Below are 15,804 nucleotides of genomic sequence, written 5' to 3'. Positions count from 1 at the left end.
GCTGTCATGCGCGGCGGGTCCCCTGACGGATAAGGAGTGGGTATGTTCAATTGGGTCAAAACGGCGATGCTGATGGCCGCGATCACGGCCCTGTTCATCGTGATCGGCGGGATGATCGGCGGCTCGCGCGGCATGACGATCGCGCTGCTGTTCGCGCTCGGCATGAATTTCTTCTCGTACTGGTTCTCCGACAAGATGGTGCTGCGCATGTACAACGCGCAGGAAGTCGACGAGAACACGGCACCGCAGTTCTACCGGATGGTGCGCGAGCTGGCCACGCGCGCGAATCTGCCGATGCCGCGCGTCTACCTGATCAACGAGGACGCGCCGAACGCGTTCGCGACGGGCCGCAACCCCGAGCACGCGGCGGTCGCGGCGACGACGGGCATCCTGCGCGTGCTGTCGGAGCGCGAGATGCGCGGCGTGATGGCGCACGAGCTCGCGCACGTGAAGCACCGCGACATCCTGATCTCGACGATCACCGCGACGATGGCGGGCGCGATTTCGGCGCTCGCGAACTTCGCGATGTTCTTCGGCGGACGCGACGAGAACGGCCGGCCGGCCAACCCGATCGCGGGTATCGCGGTCGCGCTGCTCGCCCCGATCGCCGGCGCCTTGATCCAGATGGCGATTTCGCGGGCCCGCGAGTTCGAGGCCGACCGCGGCGGCGCGCAGATTTCCGGCGATCCGCAGTCGCTGGCCACCGCACTCGACAAGATCCATCGCTACGCGGCGGGCATCCCGTTCCAGGCGGCCGAGGCGCATCCGGCCACCGCGCAGATGATGATCATGAACCCGCTGCACGGCGGTGGCCTGCAGAACCTGTTCTCGACGCACCCGGCCACCGAGGAGCGCATCGCGCGCCTGATGGAGATGGCGCGCACCGGCCGCTTCGATTGATGCCCCGGCGTAGCGCGCGGCCGTTGCCGCGCGCAGGCCGCTCCGCCACCCCGCATGCTTCGCGCTGCGGGGTGTTTCATTTGTGCGCGCCGTAAAGGGGCCAAAGGGGGCGGCATGGTCGCACGCTACAATGCGCGGTTTGGGATCGCAGGGCCACTTGGCGGCCGCGATCCCGCCGTTTGCCGCCGCCGCTTGCCGCATTGGTTTGTCGCACCCGATTGTGGCGCTTGTTTGCCGATTCCGCACCGATGACACGACCCCGTTTTTCCGCTCCGACTTCTTCCGGCCGTCCGGCGCGCCTGTCCGCGCTGCACCTGGCGCCCGATTCGCTCGGCTTCGCGCTCGACGCGGCCGCGCAGGCGGTCGATGCGGTGCGACGCGGCACCGCGTTGCCGGCGGCGCTGTCGGCGGTGTTCGCGCAGATGCCGTCCGGTGCGCAGGCGCTCGCGCGCGGCGCGACGCAGGACGTCGCCTACCGGACGATGCGCCGCCTCGGCAGCGCGGACTGGCTGATCGGCAAGTTCGTCGGCAAGGCGCCGCCCGCGCACGTGCACGCGGTGCTCGCCGGCGCGTTCGCGCTGCTGCTCGACCCCGCGGACGAGGCCGCGTACCCGGCGTTCACGGTGGTCGACCAGGCCGTCACGGTCATCGGTGCGCGGCGCGAGTTCGCATTCGCGAAGGGGATGGTCAACGCGGTGCTGCGCCGTTTCCTGCGTGAGCGCGACGCACTCGCCGCGGCGATGCAGGACGACCCGGTCGCGCACTGGAACTACCGCGCGTGGTGGGTCGATGCGGTGAAGCGCGCATGGCCGGATGCGTGGCAGGCGATCCTCGCGGCCGGCGAGCGTCAGGGGCCGTTGACGCTGCGCGTGAATGCGCGTCGCGCGAGCGTCGATGCGTATCTCGACACGTTGCGCGCAAGCGGGATCGACGCGACCGCGATCGGCCGGCATGCGGTGCGGCTCGCATCGGCGCTGCCGGTGGATCGCATTCCGGGATTCGCCGACGGCGTGGTGTCGGTGCAGGACGCCGGCGCGCAGCTCGCGGCCGAATGGCTCGGCGCGCGCGACGGCATGCGCGTGCTCGACGCGTGCGCGGCGCCCGGCGGCAAGACCGGCCATATTCTCGAGCTCGCCGATGCGGACGTCGTGGCGCTCGAAAGCGACGCGACGCGCGCGGCGCGCATCGGCGAGAATCTCGTGCGCCTGTCGCTCGCAGCGAACGTGTGCGTCGGCGACGCGGGCACGCCGCACGCGTGGTACGACGGGCGCCCGTTCGATCGCATCCTGGCCGACGTGCCGTGCTCGGCGTCCGGTATCGTGCGGCGGCATCCCGACATCCGTTGGCTGCGCCGCGAGGCCGACATCCCGGCGCTCGTCGCTGAGCAGCGTCGCATCCTGTCGGCGCTGTGGCCGCTCGTGAAGCCGGGCGGCGAACTGCTTTACGTGACCTGTTCGATCTTTCCCGAGGAAGGCGAATGGCAGGCCCGCTGGTTTGAAGCGGCCTGCGAAGATGCGGTACGATTGGACGCCCCTGGCCAACTGCTGCCGGGCGGCGTGCAGGGGCGGGCGGCCGCCGGCGCACTCGACCAGAACATCGATCACGACGGATTTTTCTACGCGCGGTTTCAGAAACGGTGACGATCAAACACCTTTTTCCATTTCGGCTCGCGGCCGTCTTGCTGGTCGCGTTGACGCTGTGCCTGGCCGTCGTCCGGCCGGCGCATGCCGAATCGATCGCCGTGCAGCGCGCGTCGCTTCAGTCGGACGGAAGCGGCTGGAGCCTGGACGCGCGTTTCGACTTCGAACTGAATCCGAGCCTCGAGGATGCCGTCAACAAGGGCATCCCGCTTTACTTCACGACCGACTTCGAACTGAGCCGCGCGCGCTGGTACTGGTTCGACGAGCAGCCGGTGTCGGTCACGCAGACGATCCGCCTGTCGTTCCAGCCGCTCACGCGCGAGTATCGCGTGTCGACGGGCGGCCTGCAGCTCGGCTTCCCGTCGCTGAAGGATGCGCTCGCGGTGGTCCGCCACATCACGTCGTGGCACGTGATCGACCGCAACCAGGTGCGCGCGGGCGAAACCTACACGGCATCGGTGCGGATGCAGCTCGATACGGCGCTGATGCCGAAGCCGTTCCAGGTCGATGCCGTGAACAACCGCGACTGGACGCTCGGGTCGGACTGGAAGCGCTTCAACTTCACGGTGACCGAACGTGCTAAATAAAGTACGCCGCGCGGCCAGCGGGAAGAGCCTCCTCATCCGCGTGATCGTCTCGACCGTCGCGCTGACCGCGCTGCTGCTGCTCGTCCTGCTCGCGGCCGCGAGCGCGAACACCGAATTCTTCGACCGCTACTACTCGTGGCTGTACGCGACGAACATCGTCGTCGCGCTCGTGTTCCTGCTCGTGGTGCTCGGGCTGATCGGGATGATCGTCGTGCGCCTGCGCAAGGGCAAGTTCGGCACGCGGCTGCTCGCGAAGCTCGCGGTGTTCTTCGCGCTCGTCGGCGTGGTGCCGGGCGGGATCATCTACGTCGTGTCGTACCAGTTCGTGTCGCGCAGTATCGAGTCGTGGTTCGACGTGAACGTCGAGACGGCGCTGACGGCCGGGCTGAACCTCGGCCGCGGGATGCTCGATGCGTCGCTGTCCGATCTGCAGACGAAGGCGCGGCTGATGTCCGACCAGCTCGCGAGCGTCGATGCGAACACGAACGGCACGACGCTCACGCTGCTGCGGCTGCGCGACCAGTTCGGCGTGCAGGACGCGACGATCGTCGAGCCGAGCCGCGGCGGCTCGGGCGCGGCGCCCGACCTGCACATCGTCGCGCAGGCGTCGGGCAATTTCGCGGCGCTGATTCCGGACGACCTGCCGACGCCGCTGATGCTGAGCCAGGCGCGCGAACACGGCGCGTATGCGGCGATCGAGGGCGAAGTCGACGGCGACCCGCGCGCGCATGGCGCGAAGGGCGCGCTGCGGCTGCGCGTCGTGCGGCCGATTCCCGACGCGACGACGTCGCTGCTGCAGCCGGCGGAGCGGTTCCTGCAGCTCACGCAGCCGGTGCCGCCGACGCTCGCGCACAACGCGGACGCCGTGCAGCGCGCGTACCGCGAGTACCAGGAAAAGTCGCTCGGCCGCACGGGCCTGCGCAAGATGTACATCGGCACGCTGACGCTCGCGCTGTTCCTCGCGACCTTCATCGCGATGATGCTCGCGCTCGCGCTCGGCCAGCAGCTCGCGCGGCCGCTGTTCCTGCTCGCGCAGGGCACGAAGGAGATCACGGAAGGCGACTACACGCCGAAGCGCGAGATCAAGACGCGCGACGAACTCGGCTTCCTCACGCAGTCGTTCAACGCGATGACGCGCCAGTTGTCCGAGGCGCGGCTCGCGGTCGAGAAGAACCGCATCGCGCTCGAGCATTCGAAGACGTATCTCGAGAGCATCCTCGCGAACCTGACGGCCGGCGTGTTCGTGCTCGACCGCCAGTTCCGGCTGACGACGGCCAATCGCGGCGCCGAGCGGATCTTCCGGCAACCGTTCAACTCGCTGATCGGCACGACGCTCGACCGGATCGGCGTGGCCGCCGGGTTCGGCGCGATGGTGCGCAAGGCGTTCGCCGATCGCGAGGCGGCGTCCGACGGCGGCAGCGGCGACCGCGGCCACTGGCAGCAGCAGTTCGCGATCGAGGTACCGGGCGAAACCGAGCCGCTGACGCTGCTCGTGCGCGGCACGCGTCTCGTGTCGACGGTCGAGGGGCAGGCCGACGATCCGCAGACGTCCGGTTACGTCGTCGTGTTCGACGACATCTCCGACGTGATTTCCGGGCAGCGTTCGGTCGCGTGGGGCGAGGTCGCGCGGCGGCTCGCGCACGAGATCAAGAATCCGCTGACGCCGATCCAGCTGTCGGCCGAGCGGTTGCAGATGAAGCTGTCCGACAAGCTCGCCCCGCCCGACGCGGACGTGCTCAAGCGCGGCGCGACGATGATCGTGAACCAGGTGGCCGCGATGAAGCGGATGGTCGACGATTTCCGCGAATACGCGCGCACGCCGCCGGCGGTGCTCGCGAACCTGCAGTTGAACGAACTGGCGAGCGAGGTGCTCGGGCTGTACGGCGTCGGCGAAGGCAAGAGCGCGATCGTCGCCGAGCTCGCGCCGTCGCTGCCGGTGATTCGCGGCGACGCGACGCAATTGCGCCAGGTGATTCACAACCTGCTGCAGAATGCGCAGGATTCGGTCGCGGAGTCCGCGCATCCGCGTGTGTTGATCGAAACCAAGACAGTAGAATATGGCGACCCCGACGCCGAGGGCAAAACGCGCGTCGCGGTACGTCTGACCGTGTCCGACAACGGGCCCGGTTTTCCGGCACGCATCCTGACGCGCGCGTTCGAGCCTTACGTGACGACGAAGGCGAAGGGCACGGGGCTCGGGCTGGCCACGGTCAAGAAAATCGTTGACGAGCACGGCGCGCGGATCGATCTGCGCAATCGCATGCACGGCGAGACCGTCGAGGGTGCGCAGGTGTCGATCCTCTTCCTGCAGATGGCGAGCGATACGCCAGGCGCCGAATCCGGTGCACAGGACGGGGCGGCTTCCGCCAAGACAAAAGCAAGTGAGCAGACAAAGGCAGCGTAAATGGCAACCATCCTGGTGGTAGATGATGAAATGGGCATCCGGGAATTGCTCTCGGAGATCCTCAGCGATGAAGGACATGTCGTCGAGGCGGCGGAGAACGCGCAGGCCGCGCGGGAATACCGGCTGAATCAGGCGCCCGATCTCGTGCTGCTCGATATCTGGATGCCCGATACCGACGGCGTCACGCTGCTCAAGGAATGGGCGGCGCAGGGGCTGCTGACGATGCCCGTGATCATGATGTCCGGGCACGCGACGATCGATACCGCCGTCGAGGCGACCAAGATCGGCGCGCTCGATTTCCTCGAGAAACCGATTGCGCTGCAGAAGTTGCTGAAGGCCGTCGAGCACGGTCTCGCACGCGGCGCGGCGCCGGTGTCTGCGAACGCGGCGGCGAAGGCGGGCGGCGGGCAGGCCGCGGGGCCGGCGGCGGTCGCGTCGGCGGCAGCGCTGCCGACGCTCGGCGACGACATGGCGTCGGCGCTCGGCCTCGCGGGCCAGACGGCCGCGATCCCGTTCGACATCCCGTTGCGGGAAGCGCGCGATGCGTTCGAGCGCGCGTACTTCGAATATCACCTCGCGCGCGAGAACGGCAGCATGACGCGCGTCGCGGAGAAGACGGGCCTCGAGCGCACGCACCTGTATCGCAAGCTCAAGCAGCTCGGGGTCGAGCTCGGCAAGAAGCCGTCCGAAGGCGCGCTGTAAAATATTTTGCGAAAGCACTTGCTCGGGGGCCAATAGCTCGATATACTTTCATTCTTCGTTGGCCCGGTAGCTCAGTTGGTAGAGCAGCGGATTGAAAATCCGCGTGTCGATGGTTCGATTCCGTCCCAGGCCACCAGCATTTAAAACCCCAAGAATCGGAAGGTTCTTGGGGTTTTTCGTTTGTGGTGGGTATTGCGTGTCGTGGGCGGCGAGCCCGGCAGCATTCGCCGGAGCATGATAAAATCCGTGCCCGCTCAATGACTTAGCGCATCGCTTCATGCGCATGGCAGGCTGCCCGCGGTGCGCCTGCCGTGGCGCGCGGCAACGATGCCGCGCGATGAGCGGTATAAGCGCGCCGCCGCATTCGCGGCCGACCGCGCTGCCTATACTGGTCGAGCCGGCGCAGGCCGGCCGCGTCGGGCCGCCCGGCGGCAGCCGGCCTCGGGGCGCAGTGCGACGCGAGCCTACACATTCACGGAGTATCACGGTGATTCGGACAGACGCTAAAGACGGCGCGCTCGTGTTGTTTTCCGGCGGGCAGGACTCCGCCACGTGCGTGGCATGGGCCCTCGAGCGCTACCAGACGGTCGAGACGCTGGGCTTCGATTACGGCCAGCGCCATCGCGTCGAACTCGAGTGTCGCGAAGGCGTGCGCGAAGCGCTGAAGCGCAAGTTTCCCGCGTGGTCGGACCGGCTCGGCGACGATCACATGATCGACCTGTCGGTGCTCGGCGCGATCAGCGATACCGCGATGACGCGCACGATCGAGATCGAGACGGCGGCAAACGGCCTGCCGAACACGTTCGTGCCGGGCCGCAACCTGATGTTCATGACGATCGCCGCGGCGATCGCCTATCGCCGCGGGCTGCGCGTGCTGGTCGGCGGGATGTGCGAGACCGACTTTTCGGGCTATCCCGACTGCCGCGACGACACGATGAAGGCGCTGCAGGTCGCGCTGAATCTCGGGATGGATACGCGCATGGTGCTCGAGACGCCGCTGATGTGGCTCGACAAGGCGCAGACGTGGCAGCTCGCCGAACAGCTCGGCGGCGAGACGCTCGTCGAACTGATCCGCGTCGAGACGCACACGTGCTACGTGGGCGAGCGCGCGGAACTGCACGACTGGGGCTTCGGCTGCGGCGAATGCCCGGCCTGCAAGCTGCGCAAGCGCGGCTACGAGGCTTACCTGAAGGGCGAGCGCGTGACCGAAGCGCCGCTGTGACGCGGCTGCGCGGGCAGCGCTTGATGGACAACGGATTCTGATCGACAACGAGCGGCGCAAGCCGGACGAAGCACGATGACTTACGCGGTCAAGGAAATTTTCTACACGTTGCAGGGCGAGGGCGCGAATGCGGGCCGGCCGGCCGTGTTCTGCCGGTTCGCCGGCTGCAACCTGTGGTCGGGCCGCGAAGAGGATCGTGCGGAGGCCGTGTGCCGCTTCTGCGATACGGACTTCGTCGGCACCGACGGCGAGAACGGCGGCAAGTTCAAGGACGCCGCGGCGCTCGTCGCGACGATCGCCGGCCTGTGGCCGGAGGGCGAAGCGCACCGCTTCGTCGTCTGCACGGGCGGCGAGCCGATGTTGCAGCTCGACCAGCCGCTCGTCGACGCGCTGCACGCGGCCGGCTTCGAGATCGCGATCGAGACCAACGGTTCGCTGCCGGTGCTCGAATCGATCGACTGGATCTGCGTGAGCCCGAAGGCCGATGCGCCGCTCGTCGTCACGAAGGGCAACGAACTGAAGGTCGTCGTTCCGCAGGACAACCAGCGGCTGGCCGACTACGCGAAGCTCGATTTCGCGTATTTTCTCGTGCAGCCGATGGACGGCCCGTCGCGCGACCTCAATACGAAGCTCGCGATCGACTGGTGCAAGCGTCATCCGCAGTGGCGGCTGTCGATGCAGACCCATAAATATCTGAACATTCCCTGAGCCACGGCTTTTGACATCGTGCTGATTACCCGAAAACTCGAATTCGACGCGGGCCACCGCATTCCCGATCACCGCAGCCAGTGCAGGAACCTGCACGGCCATCGCTACGTGCTCGAAATCACGCTGCGCGGCGATCTCGTCGATACCGAGGGGGCGCCCGACCGCGGCATGGTGATGGATTTCGCCGACGTGAAGGCGCTCGCGGTCGAGCATCTCGTCAGCAAGTGGGATCACGCGTTCCTGGTCTATGCGCGCGACGAGGTCGTGCGCTCGTTCCTCGAGCAGATGGCCGACCACAAGACCGTCGTGCTCGATCGGATTCCGACCGTCGAGAACCTCGCGGCGATCGCGTTCGACCTCCTCGCGAACGTGTACGACGCGCACTACGGCGTGAACCTGCGCCTCGAGCGCGTGCGCCTGTACGAGACGCCGAACTGCTGGGCCGACGTCGAGCGCCAGCCAGGCCGCTGACCCTGCCCTCCCGCGAGGCAGCCCCGCCGTCCGGCGTGGGCCGCCTCGTCGCTGCCGCCGCCGGCTCGCCTTCCTCCGCGCCGTGCCGGTACGGCTTCCCCCGTCTGTTCCCGCATCGAGCACCCCGCCGCGCTATGATCGTCGTGCGGCACCGAAAAACGCTCGCGTGAGCGATTGCGCGGCCCGCGCTGTCAGATCGGCCGGCCCGGTCCGACTCACGTTCTCCGGCGCGCGATCCGCTGGCGCCGCCATGCTTCGATTGCCCGGCGCCGCGCGTTTCGCTTCGCCTGTTGCTTGTCCCGTTCGATTGCCGTTCCGTTCCGGAGGCCGTATCGATGAGCACGCTCACCAATTCCCTCAAACAACGCCTGCGCGACGGCGACGAGCCGCTGTACGGCCTGTGGCTGTCGCTCGGCAGCGACTCGGCCGCGGAGGCGCTCGCGCATGCCGGTTACGACTGGCTCTGCATCGACATGGAGCATGCGCCGAACGACAGTCGCGACGTGGCGTCGCAACTGTGCGCGATCGCCGCGGCGCACCTGCCGAGCGAGCCGGTCGTGCGCGTGCCGGCGCGGGAGCCGTGGCTCGTGAAGCGCGCGCTCGACGCCGGCGCGCGCACGCTGATGTTTCCGTGTATCGAGACGCCCGACGACGCCGCGCACGCGGTGCGGCTCACGCGCTTTCCGTCGCCGGAATCGCCCGACGGGCTGCGCGGGGTCGCAGGCATGGTGCGCGCGGCGGCGTTCGGCATGCGCCGCGACTATCTGCAGACGGCGAATGCGCAGGTCGCGGTGATCGTGCAGGTCGAATCGGCGCGCGGCGTCGACGAAGTCGAGCGGATCGCGGCGACGCCCGGCGTCGATTGCCTGTTCGTCGGCCCGGCCGATCTCGCGGCGAGCCTCGGGCATCTCGGCGATATCCGCCACCCGGACGTCGAAACCGCGATGGCGCGCGTGCTCGCGGCCGGCAAGCAGGCCGGCGTCGCGGTCGGCATCTTCGCCGGCGACACGGCAGCCGCGCGCCAGTATCGCGAGGCCGGTTACCGGATGATCACGGTGTCGGCCGACGTGAGCTGGCTGCTGCGCGCGACGCGGCAGGCGTTGCAGGAGGTACGGTCATGAACGGCACAGACGGTGCGTGCCGCCGGCGCGCGCGGATCGGGACGATGGTCGGCCTGTGGGCCGTGTGTGCGGCCGCCGCCGCGCAGGGCGCGCCGCAAGCGAAGCCCGATCCGTCGCACGAGACGCAATCGGCGGTCGCCGACTACAACGCCGGCGACTATCGCGCGGCGCTGGTGCAATTCCACGACGCGGCCGAGCGCGGCGATCGCCTTGCGCAGTTCAACTACGCGATGATGCTGCTGACGGGGGAAGGTGTGACGGCGAACGTCGACGAAGGGCTGCGCTGGCTGAAGCGGGCGGCGGACGCGAACATGTCGCATGCGCAGTACGTATACGGCCGGATGTTCGACGACGGCGAGTTCGTCGCGCGCAACCCGGCCGAAGCGCATCGCTGGTTCCTGCGGGCCGCGAAGCAGGGGCACGTGCAGGCCGAGCTGTCGCTCGCGAACCAGTTCCTCGACGGGCGCGGCACGCCGCGCGACAACCGGCAGGCATTCGCGTGGTACAAGCAGGCCGCCGACGCGGGCGAGCCCATCGCGCAGTACGTGACCGCGTCGTTCTACGAGCGCGGCGGCGACGGCGTCGCGCAGAACCTGAACATCGCACGCGCGTATTACGCGGCGGCGGCCGCGCAGGGCGACGAGACGGCCGAGCTGAAATTCAAGGAGTTGAGCGCGCGGCTGAAGGCGCCGACGCCGGCATCGGGCGCCGGCGCCGAGCAAGGCAAGCCGCACGCGCCGCCGCAGTAAGCGGCCCGCGCCCAAGCCATCCAGGCGGTTCATCGAAACACGCCCCAAAAGGTTGGATCGAGTCCAATCTCTGGGCGCGGCTCACGCCAGCATCGTCGTTTCCGAGCGCCGCGGTGCGGGCCGCGCGCTCAGCTTTTCATCAGCCGCCGCTGCCGCCCGACGCTCATGATCATCCCGATCGCGATGCCGAGCGTCGTGAGCGCGGTGCCGCCGTAACTCATGAACGGCAGCGGCACGCCGACGACCGGCAGCACGCCGCTCACCATCCCGATGTTGACGAACGCGTAGACGAAGAACGCGAGCGTGAGCGAGCCCGCGAGCAGCCGGCCGAACAGCGTCGCGCCCTGCGCGGCGATGTAGAGCCCGCGCGCGATCAGCGCCATGTACAGCGTCAGCAGCACGAGGCCGCCGGCGAGCCCCCATTCCTCGGAGAACACCGCGAAGATGAAGTCGGTGTGCTTCTCCGGAATGAATTCGAGGTGTGCCTGCGTGCCTTTCAGGTAACCCTTGCCGAGCACGCCGCCCGAGCCGATCGCGATCACGGCCTGGATCGTGTGGAAGCCCTTGCCGAGCGGGTCGGACGTCGGGTCGAGCAGCGTGCACACACGGTGCTTCTGGTAATCGTGCATCAGCGGCCACTGCACTTCGGGCTGGCAGATGCGCTCCTCGAACACGGCGATCGAGCCGACCGCGATCACGCCCGCGACGAGCACCGGCACGATCAGCTTGAACGACAGGCCGGCGAGGTAGATCACGAAGAAGCCGGCCGCGAACACGAGCAGGCCCGTGCCGAGGTCGGGCTGCTTCGCGATCAGCCCGACCGGCACCAGCAGGATCCCGAACGCGGCGACGAAGTCGTACCAGCGCAGCCCGCCTTCGCGACGCTGGTAGTACCACGCGAGCATCAGCGGCGTCGCGATCTTGAGGATTTCCGACGGCTGGATCACGACGCCGACGTTCAGCCAGCGCTTCGCGCCCTTCTTGGTCATCCCGAACAGCGCGACGGCGATCAGCAGCGTGACCCCGAACGTGTAGAGCGGGACCGCGAAGCGCATCAGCGTGGTCGGCGGGATGTTGGCGATCACCCACATCAGCACGAACGTCAGCAGGATGTTGCGCAACTGGTCCTCGACGCGGCCCGGCACGTCGATCGACGCGCTGTACAGCGTGACGATGCCGACGCACAGCAGCAGGAACACGATGAGCGCGAGCGGGCGGTCGAACCCCGCGAACATCTGCTTGATCTTGTCGAGCCAGGCGCGCTTGTCGAATTGCATGCCTTTCTCCGTCAATGAGCGGTGCCGGCGTCCGCCGCTTTCGCGGGGGCCGTCGCACGGTGGTTGTCGTCCCGCGGCGTGGCGACGAGCGGCTGCGCGTCGCTCGCGGGCCGGCGCGGCCGGTGCGGGCGCCGGATCGGCGGCAGGCTCGCGGCCATCGGCGCCGCGGCGCTCGCGTCGGCCGGCGGCGTGGCAGTGGCGCCGGCGTCGGCCGTGCCGGAGGCCGCCGATGCGGCCGATGCCGCCTCGGCCGCACTGGCCGCCGACGGCACGACCGGCTGCGGCAGCGCGGTGAAGCCGGCCGCGATGGTGGCGGGCTTCGAGGTGTCGCCGACCACGGGCGCGCTCACCGGCTCGGTGGCCGACGCCGCGGCGGCTACGGCCGCGGCCTCGTTCTTCGGGTTCTGGCGCTCGACCAGGTAGTAGTCGAGCACGCGACGCGCGATCGGGCCGGCGGCCTGGGCGCCCCAGCCGCCGTTTTCGACGACCAGCGCGACGGCGATTTGCGGGTGGTCGACCGGCGCGTACGCGATGAACAGCGCGTGGTCGCGCAGATGTTCGGCGAGCAGGTGCCCCTTGTAGTTCGAGCCCTGCAGCGAGAACACCTGCGCGGTGCCGGTCTTGCCGGCGGCGAGGTACGGCGCGCCGCGGAACACCTTGTACGCGGTGCCGGACGGGTTCTCGATCACGTTCTCCATCCCGCGCTTCACGACGTCGATGTCGGCCGCCTTCAGCGGGATCACGTCGCTTTCCTTCGGCACGGTCAGGTGGCGTGCACGCGAGATCGGATCCTCGACTTCCTTCACGAGGTGAGGCTTCATCACGACGCCGTTGTTCGCGAGCGTCGCGGTCGCGTGCGCGAGCTGCAGGATCGTGAACGAGTTGTAGCCCTGGCCGATCCCGAGGCTGATCGTCTCGCCGTCGAACCACTTCTGCTGCGCGGCCTTCTTGAATGCCTTCTTCTTCCAGTCGGTCGACGGCAGGATCCCGCGCGCCTCGCCCTGGATGTCGATACCGGTGATCTGGCCGAAGCCGAACGGTTTCATGAAGTTCGCGATCGCGTTCACGCCGAGGTCGCGCGCGAGCATGTAGAAGTAGGTGTCGTTCGACACCATGATCGCCTTGTTCATGTCGACCCAGCCCTGGCCCGAGCGCACGTCGTTGCGGAACGTGTGGCCGCCGAACGTGAAGTAGCCGGGATCCTGGAAGCCCCAGCCCGGCGTGCGCTTGCCGAGCGTCAGGCCGGCCAGCGCCATGAACGGCTTGTACGTCGAGCCGGGCGGGTAGGTGCCGTGCAGCGGGCGGTTCAGCAGCGGCTTGTCGGGCGAGTTGTTCAGCTCGTCCCAGGTCTGCTGGTCGATGCCGTCGACGAACGAATTCGGGTCGAAGCTCGGCGACGACACGAACGCGAGCACGTCGCCCGTCTTCGGCTCGATCGCGACGAGTGCGCCGCGCTTGCCCGCGAACGCCTGCTCGGCAACCTGCTGCAGCCCGATGTCGAGCGACAGCACGAGGTTGTTGCCGGGCGTCGCCTGCGTGCGCGACAGCGTGCGCACCGGCCGGCCGCCGGCCGTCACCTCGACTTCCTCGAAGCCGGTCAGCCCGTGCAGCTCGGTTTCGTAGCTCTGCTCGACGCCGATCTTGCCGATGTAGTCGGTGCCCTTGTAGTTGTTCGCGTCGCGGCGCGGATCGTAGTGTTCCTGGTCGCTGTCGTTGTCGTCGCTCATCGCGTCGATGCGATCCTGGTCGCGCTTCGAGATCCGGCCGATGTAGCCGATCACGTGCGCGGCCGTCATGCCGAGCGGGTACTGGCGGAACAGCCGCGCGCGCACGTCGACGCCGGGGAACCGGAAACGCTGCGCGGTGAAGCGCGCGACTTCGGCGTCGGTGAGCCGCGTGCGGATCGGCAGGCTCTCGAAGTTCTTCGAGTCTTCCTGCAGCTTCTTGAAGCGGCGGCGGTCGCGTGCGTCGATCGGGACGATCTCGGACAGCTTGTCGATCGTGTTGTCGAGCGTGTCGTCGAGCTTCGACGGCGTGATCTCGAGCGTGTACGCCGAGTAGTTCTTCGCGAGGATCACGCCGTTGCGATCGGTGATGATCCCGCGGTTCGGCACGATCGGCGCGACCGAGATGCGGTTTTCCTCGGCCTGCAGCGCGTATTTGCCGTGCTGCATCAGCTGCAGGTAGAAGAAGCGGCTCGCGAGCAGCCCGAAGCAGACGAACACGAACACGCCCGCCGCCGCGACGCGCAGGCGGAACCTCGAGAGCTGCTGTTGGGTGTCGTTGAATTCGGTCATTTAAGGGCAATCTGGCCCGCGCGCGGGCGCGGGCGAGGTGCCGCCCCGGAGCACGGCGCGCGGCGGGCGTGGGGGCGGCGGGTATTCAAGGTCGGTCCGGCTCAGATCGGGCGCGTATCGTCCGGGTCGACCGGGCGGCGTTGCGGCATCAGCAGCAGATGGCTCGCGATCGGCCACAGCGCGGCTTCGACGAAACCGTCGACCAGATAGCGCCAACCGGGGAACGCGGCGCCCATCAGCAGGCGGATCACGAACGGGACGAGCTGCGCGCCGACCAGCAGCGGCGTGACGTACAGCACCTGCACGCCGATCGGCATCCACAGCACGCGGCGATGGATCGTGATCGCGCCGTACGACAGCAGCGTATAGGCGAGCGCGTGCTCGCCGAGCAGCCCCGCGTCATGCACGTCCATCAGGATGCCGAGCGCGAACGCGACGCCCATCCCGACCTTGCGCGGCTGGTGGACGTTCCAGAACAGCAGCACGAGCGCGACGAAGTCGGGCACGCCGGGCAGGCGGCCCCACGGCATCAGGTTCAGCAGGAACGCGGCGGCGAGGCTGAAGACGATGAAGTACGGATTGACCGGCTGCAGGATGTATTGCGGGCGGTTCATCGCTGGGCTCCCGATTGCCCGGCGGCGGGCTTGGCCGGCGCGGCGGGGGCGGCCGGCGCCGGCTTTGCAACGGCCGGCTGGGCCGCGGCGGCCGGTTTCGCGTTCGCGTCGGCCTTCTCGGCCTTGTCGGCTTTCTCGGCCTTCGCGGCGGCTTTCGCGCCTTTCTTGCCCTTCGCGTTCTTGTCGGCGGCGGGATCGGGCTCGGCCGGGCGCGGCGGGATGTCGTTCCGGTAATGCAGCACGAGCATCTGGCGCGCGCCGCGCACGGCCGCGACCGGGGCGCAGGTCACGCGGGCGAACGCGGTATCGGCGAGCTTGTCGACGCGCACGACCTTCGCGACCGGCAGGCCGGGCGGATAGACGCCGTCGAGGCCGCTCGTGACGAGCTCGTCGCCGGCGACGAGATCCGCGCTCGTCGGCACGAAACGCAGGTCGAGCGAATCGCCCTTCGGCGTGCCGTAGATCACGCTGCGCAGGCCGGTGCGCAGCACCTGCACGGGAATCGCGAGATCGCGGTCGGTGACCAGCGTGACTTCGGATTGCAGCGGGAACACGCGCGTGACCTGGCCGACCACGCCGTCCTCGCTGACGACGGGCGAGCCGTCCTGGATGCCTTGCTGCGAGCCTTGCCCGACCACGATCTTCTGCGTGAACGGGTCGCTCGTGTCGTACTGGATCTCGACCGGCGTCGATTGCGTCGCGATGTGCTGGCGCAGCTCGAGCACCGCGCGCAGGTGCGCGTTTTCCTGCGCGAGCACGGCGGCCTGATTGGCCTGCGTGGACAGCTGCAGGTTGCGCTTGCGCAGGTCGTCGTTCTCGTGGCGCAGCGACGCGCCGGTGACGGCGATGTCGGCCGCGCCCATGAACAGGTCGCGCGGGACGAGCGCCGCGCGTTGCAGCGGATAGAGCACGGTGCCGAGCACGCCGCGGACGATTTCGAGCGTGCTGAAGCGCGCGTCCGACACGAGGAGCGCGATGGCGAGGGCGACGAAGAAGATGAGCCGCGCGAGCGCGGGCGGACCTTGCTTGAAGAGGGGCGGCGGACTGTATTCCATGGTCGGCGCCGGGCGCGTGTGATCGGTTAAATAATGCTCAGACGCGCAAACGGCGCG

General features: G+C 68.5%; 14 protein-coding genes and 1 tRNA gene. 11 read left to right on the top strand and 4 right to left on the bottom strand.

Annotation, left to right across the window (positions count from 1 at the left end; genetic code table 11):
- The first annotated feature begins 42 nt into the window (after window positions 1-42).
- The 11 genes from htpX (at window position 43) to WS54_RS29355 (ending at window position 10,504) form a co-directional block, all read left to right on the top strand.
- A complete protein-coding gene (gene htpX / locus WS54_RS29405) occupies window positions 43-900 on the top strand; it encodes a zinc metalloprotease HtpX (protein WP_006485774.1) in 858 nt (285 codons plus the stop codon).
- Window positions 901-1,148: 248 nt separating this feature from the next.
- Window positions 1,149-2,540 (top strand): 16S rRNA (cytosine(967)-C(5))-methyltransferase RsmB, encoded by a 1,392-nt coding sequence (gene rsmB / locus WS54_RS29400; RefSeq protein WP_059780750.1) that lies wholly within the window; start codon window positions 1,149-1,151, stop codon window positions 2,538-2,540.
- Window positions 2,537-3,127: a DUF4390 domain-containing protein gene (locus WS54_RS29395; protein WP_059780817.1), complete on the top strand. Its 591-nt coding sequence runs from the start codon at window positions 2,537-2,539 to the stop codon at window positions 3,125-3,127. The genes rsmB and WS54_RS29395 overlap by 4 nt, the downstream gene beginning before the upstream one ends.
- The gene (gene esaS, locus WS54_RS29390) at window positions 3,117-5,531 is read left to right on the top strand and encodes a sensor histidine kinase EsaS (RefSeq protein ID WP_059780751.1); all 2,415 of its coding nucleotides are present in this window, start codon (window positions 3,117-3,119) and stop codon (window positions 5,529-5,531) included. Before WS54_RS29395 ends, esaS begins: the two co-directional genes overlap by 11 nt.
- Window positions 5,532-6,233, top strand: coding sequence for a response regulator transcription factor EsaR (gene esaR, locus WS54_RS29385; RefSeq protein ID WP_034208693.1), 702 nt, complete (start codon window positions 5,532-5,534; stop codon window positions 6,231-6,233).
- 60 nt (window positions 6,234-6,293) lie between these two features.
- Window positions 6,294-6,369, top strand: a tRNA-Phe gene (locus WS54_RS29380).
- Window positions 6,370-6,720: 351 nt separating this feature from the next.
- A complete protein-coding gene (gene queC / locus WS54_RS29375) occupies window positions 6,721-7,455 on the top strand; it encodes a 7-cyano-7-deazaguanine synthase QueC (protein WP_034208692.1) in 735 nt (244 codons plus the stop codon).
- A 75-nt stretch (window positions 7,456-7,530) separates the two neighbouring features.
- A complete protein-coding gene (queE, locus tag WS54_RS29370; protein WP_059780752.1) occupies window positions 7,531-8,163 on the top strand; it encodes a 7-carboxy-7-deazaguanine synthase in 633 nt (210 codons plus the stop codon).
- Window positions 8,164-8,181: 18 nt separating this feature from the next.
- Complete coding sequence (gene queD / locus WS54_RS29365) at window positions 8,182-8,634, top strand: 6-carboxytetrahydropterin synthase QueD (protein WP_027785754.1); 453 nt, start codon at window positions 8,182-8,184, stop codon at window positions 8,632-8,634.
- A gap of 335 nt (window positions 8,635-8,969) precedes the next feature.
- Window positions 8,970-9,755, top strand: a complete 786-nt coding sequence (locus WS54_RS29360; protein WP_059780753.1) for an HpcH/HpaI aldolase family protein — start codon at window positions 8,970-8,972, stop codon at window positions 9,753-9,755.
- Window positions 9,752-10,504, top strand: coding sequence for a tetratricopeptide repeat protein (locus WS54_RS29355; protein WP_059780754.1), 753 nt, complete (start codon window positions 9,752-9,754; stop codon window positions 10,502-10,504). The genes WS54_RS29360 and WS54_RS29355 overlap by 4 nt, the downstream gene beginning before the upstream one ends.
- Before the next feature lie 128 nt (window positions 10,505-10,632).
- Here WS54_RS29355 and rodA read toward each other — a convergent pair whose 3' ends face one another.
- The 4 genes from rodA to mreC form a co-directional block, all read right to left on the bottom strand.
- Entirely contained in the window at window positions 10,633-11,781 is a 1,149-nt protein-coding gene (gene rodA / locus WS54_RS29350) for a rod shape-determining protein RodA (protein WP_034208688.1), read from the bottom strand.
- A gap of 11 nt (window positions 11,782-11,792) precedes the next feature.
- The gene (gene mrdA, locus WS54_RS29345; RefSeq protein ID WP_034208687.1) at window positions 11,793-14,078 is read right to left on the bottom strand and encodes a penicillin-binding protein 2; all 2,286 of its coding nucleotides are present in this window, start codon (window positions 14,076-14,078) and stop codon (window positions 11,793-11,795) included.
- Between the two features lie 101 nt (window positions 14,079-14,179).
- Window positions 14,180-14,692, bottom strand: a complete 513-nt coding sequence (gene mreD, locus WS54_RS29340; protein ID WP_059780755.1) for a rod shape-determining protein MreD — start codon at window positions 14,690-14,692, stop codon at window positions 14,180-14,182.
- Window positions 14,689-15,747 (bottom strand): rod shape-determining protein MreC, encoded by a 1,059-nt coding sequence (gene mreC, locus WS54_RS29335; protein ID WP_059780756.1) that lies wholly within the window; start codon window positions 15,745-15,747, stop codon window positions 14,689-14,691. The genes mreD and mreC overlap by 4 nt, the downstream gene beginning before the upstream one ends.
- Between the last annotated feature and the right edge of the window lie 57 nt (window positions 15,748-15,804).

The sequence above is a fragment of the Burkholderia sp. NRF60-BP8 genome (genome assembly GCF_001522585.2).
Taxonomy (GTDB): Bacteria; Pseudomonadota; Gammaproteobacteria; order Burkholderiales; family Burkholderiaceae; genus Burkholderia.
This window is presented reverse-complemented; position numbering and strand designations above follow the sequence as displayed.

What these genes read in the sequence shown, in the direction of transcription:
- htpX (WP_006485774.1), top strand. Translation starts at nt 43, where the DNA reads ATGTTCAATTGGGTCAAAACGGCGATGCTGATGGCCGCGATCACGGCC.
- rsmB (WP_059780750.1), top strand. Translation starts at nt 1,149, where the DNA reads ATGACACGACCCCGTTTTTCCGCTCCGACTTCTTCCGGCCGTCCGGCG.
- esaR (WP_034208693.1), top strand. Translation starts at nt 5,532, where the DNA reads ATGGCAACCATCCTGGTGGTAGATGATGAAATGGGCATCCGGGAATTG.
- queE (WP_059780752.1), top strand. Translation starts at nt 7,531, where the DNA reads ATGACTTACGCGGTCAAGGAAATTTTCTACACGTTGCAGGGCGAGGGC.
- WS54_RS29360 (WP_059780753.1), top strand. Translation starts at nt 8,970, where the DNA reads ATGAGCACGCTCACCAATTCCCTCAAACAACGCCTGCGCGACGGCGAC.
- WS54_RS29355 (WP_059780754.1), top strand. Translation starts at nt 9,752, where the DNA reads ATGAACGGCACAGACGGTGCGTGCCGCCGGCGCGCGCGGATCGGGACG.
- rodA (WP_034208688.1), bottom strand. Translation starts at nt 11,781, where the DNA reads ATGCAATTCGACAAGCGCGCCTGGCTCGACAAGATCAAGCAGATGTTC.
- mrdA (WP_034208687.1), bottom strand. Translation starts at nt 14,078, where the DNA reads ATGACCGAATTCAACGACACCCAACAGCAGCTCTCGAGGTTCCGCCTG.
- mreD (WP_059780755.1), bottom strand. Translation starts at nt 14,692, where the DNA reads ATGAACCGCCCGCAATACATCCTGCAGCCGGTCAATCCGTACTTCATC.
- mreC (WP_059780756.1), bottom strand. Translation starts at nt 15,747, where the DNA reads ATGGAATACAGTCCGCCGCCCCTCTTCAAGCAAGGTCCGCCCGCGCTC.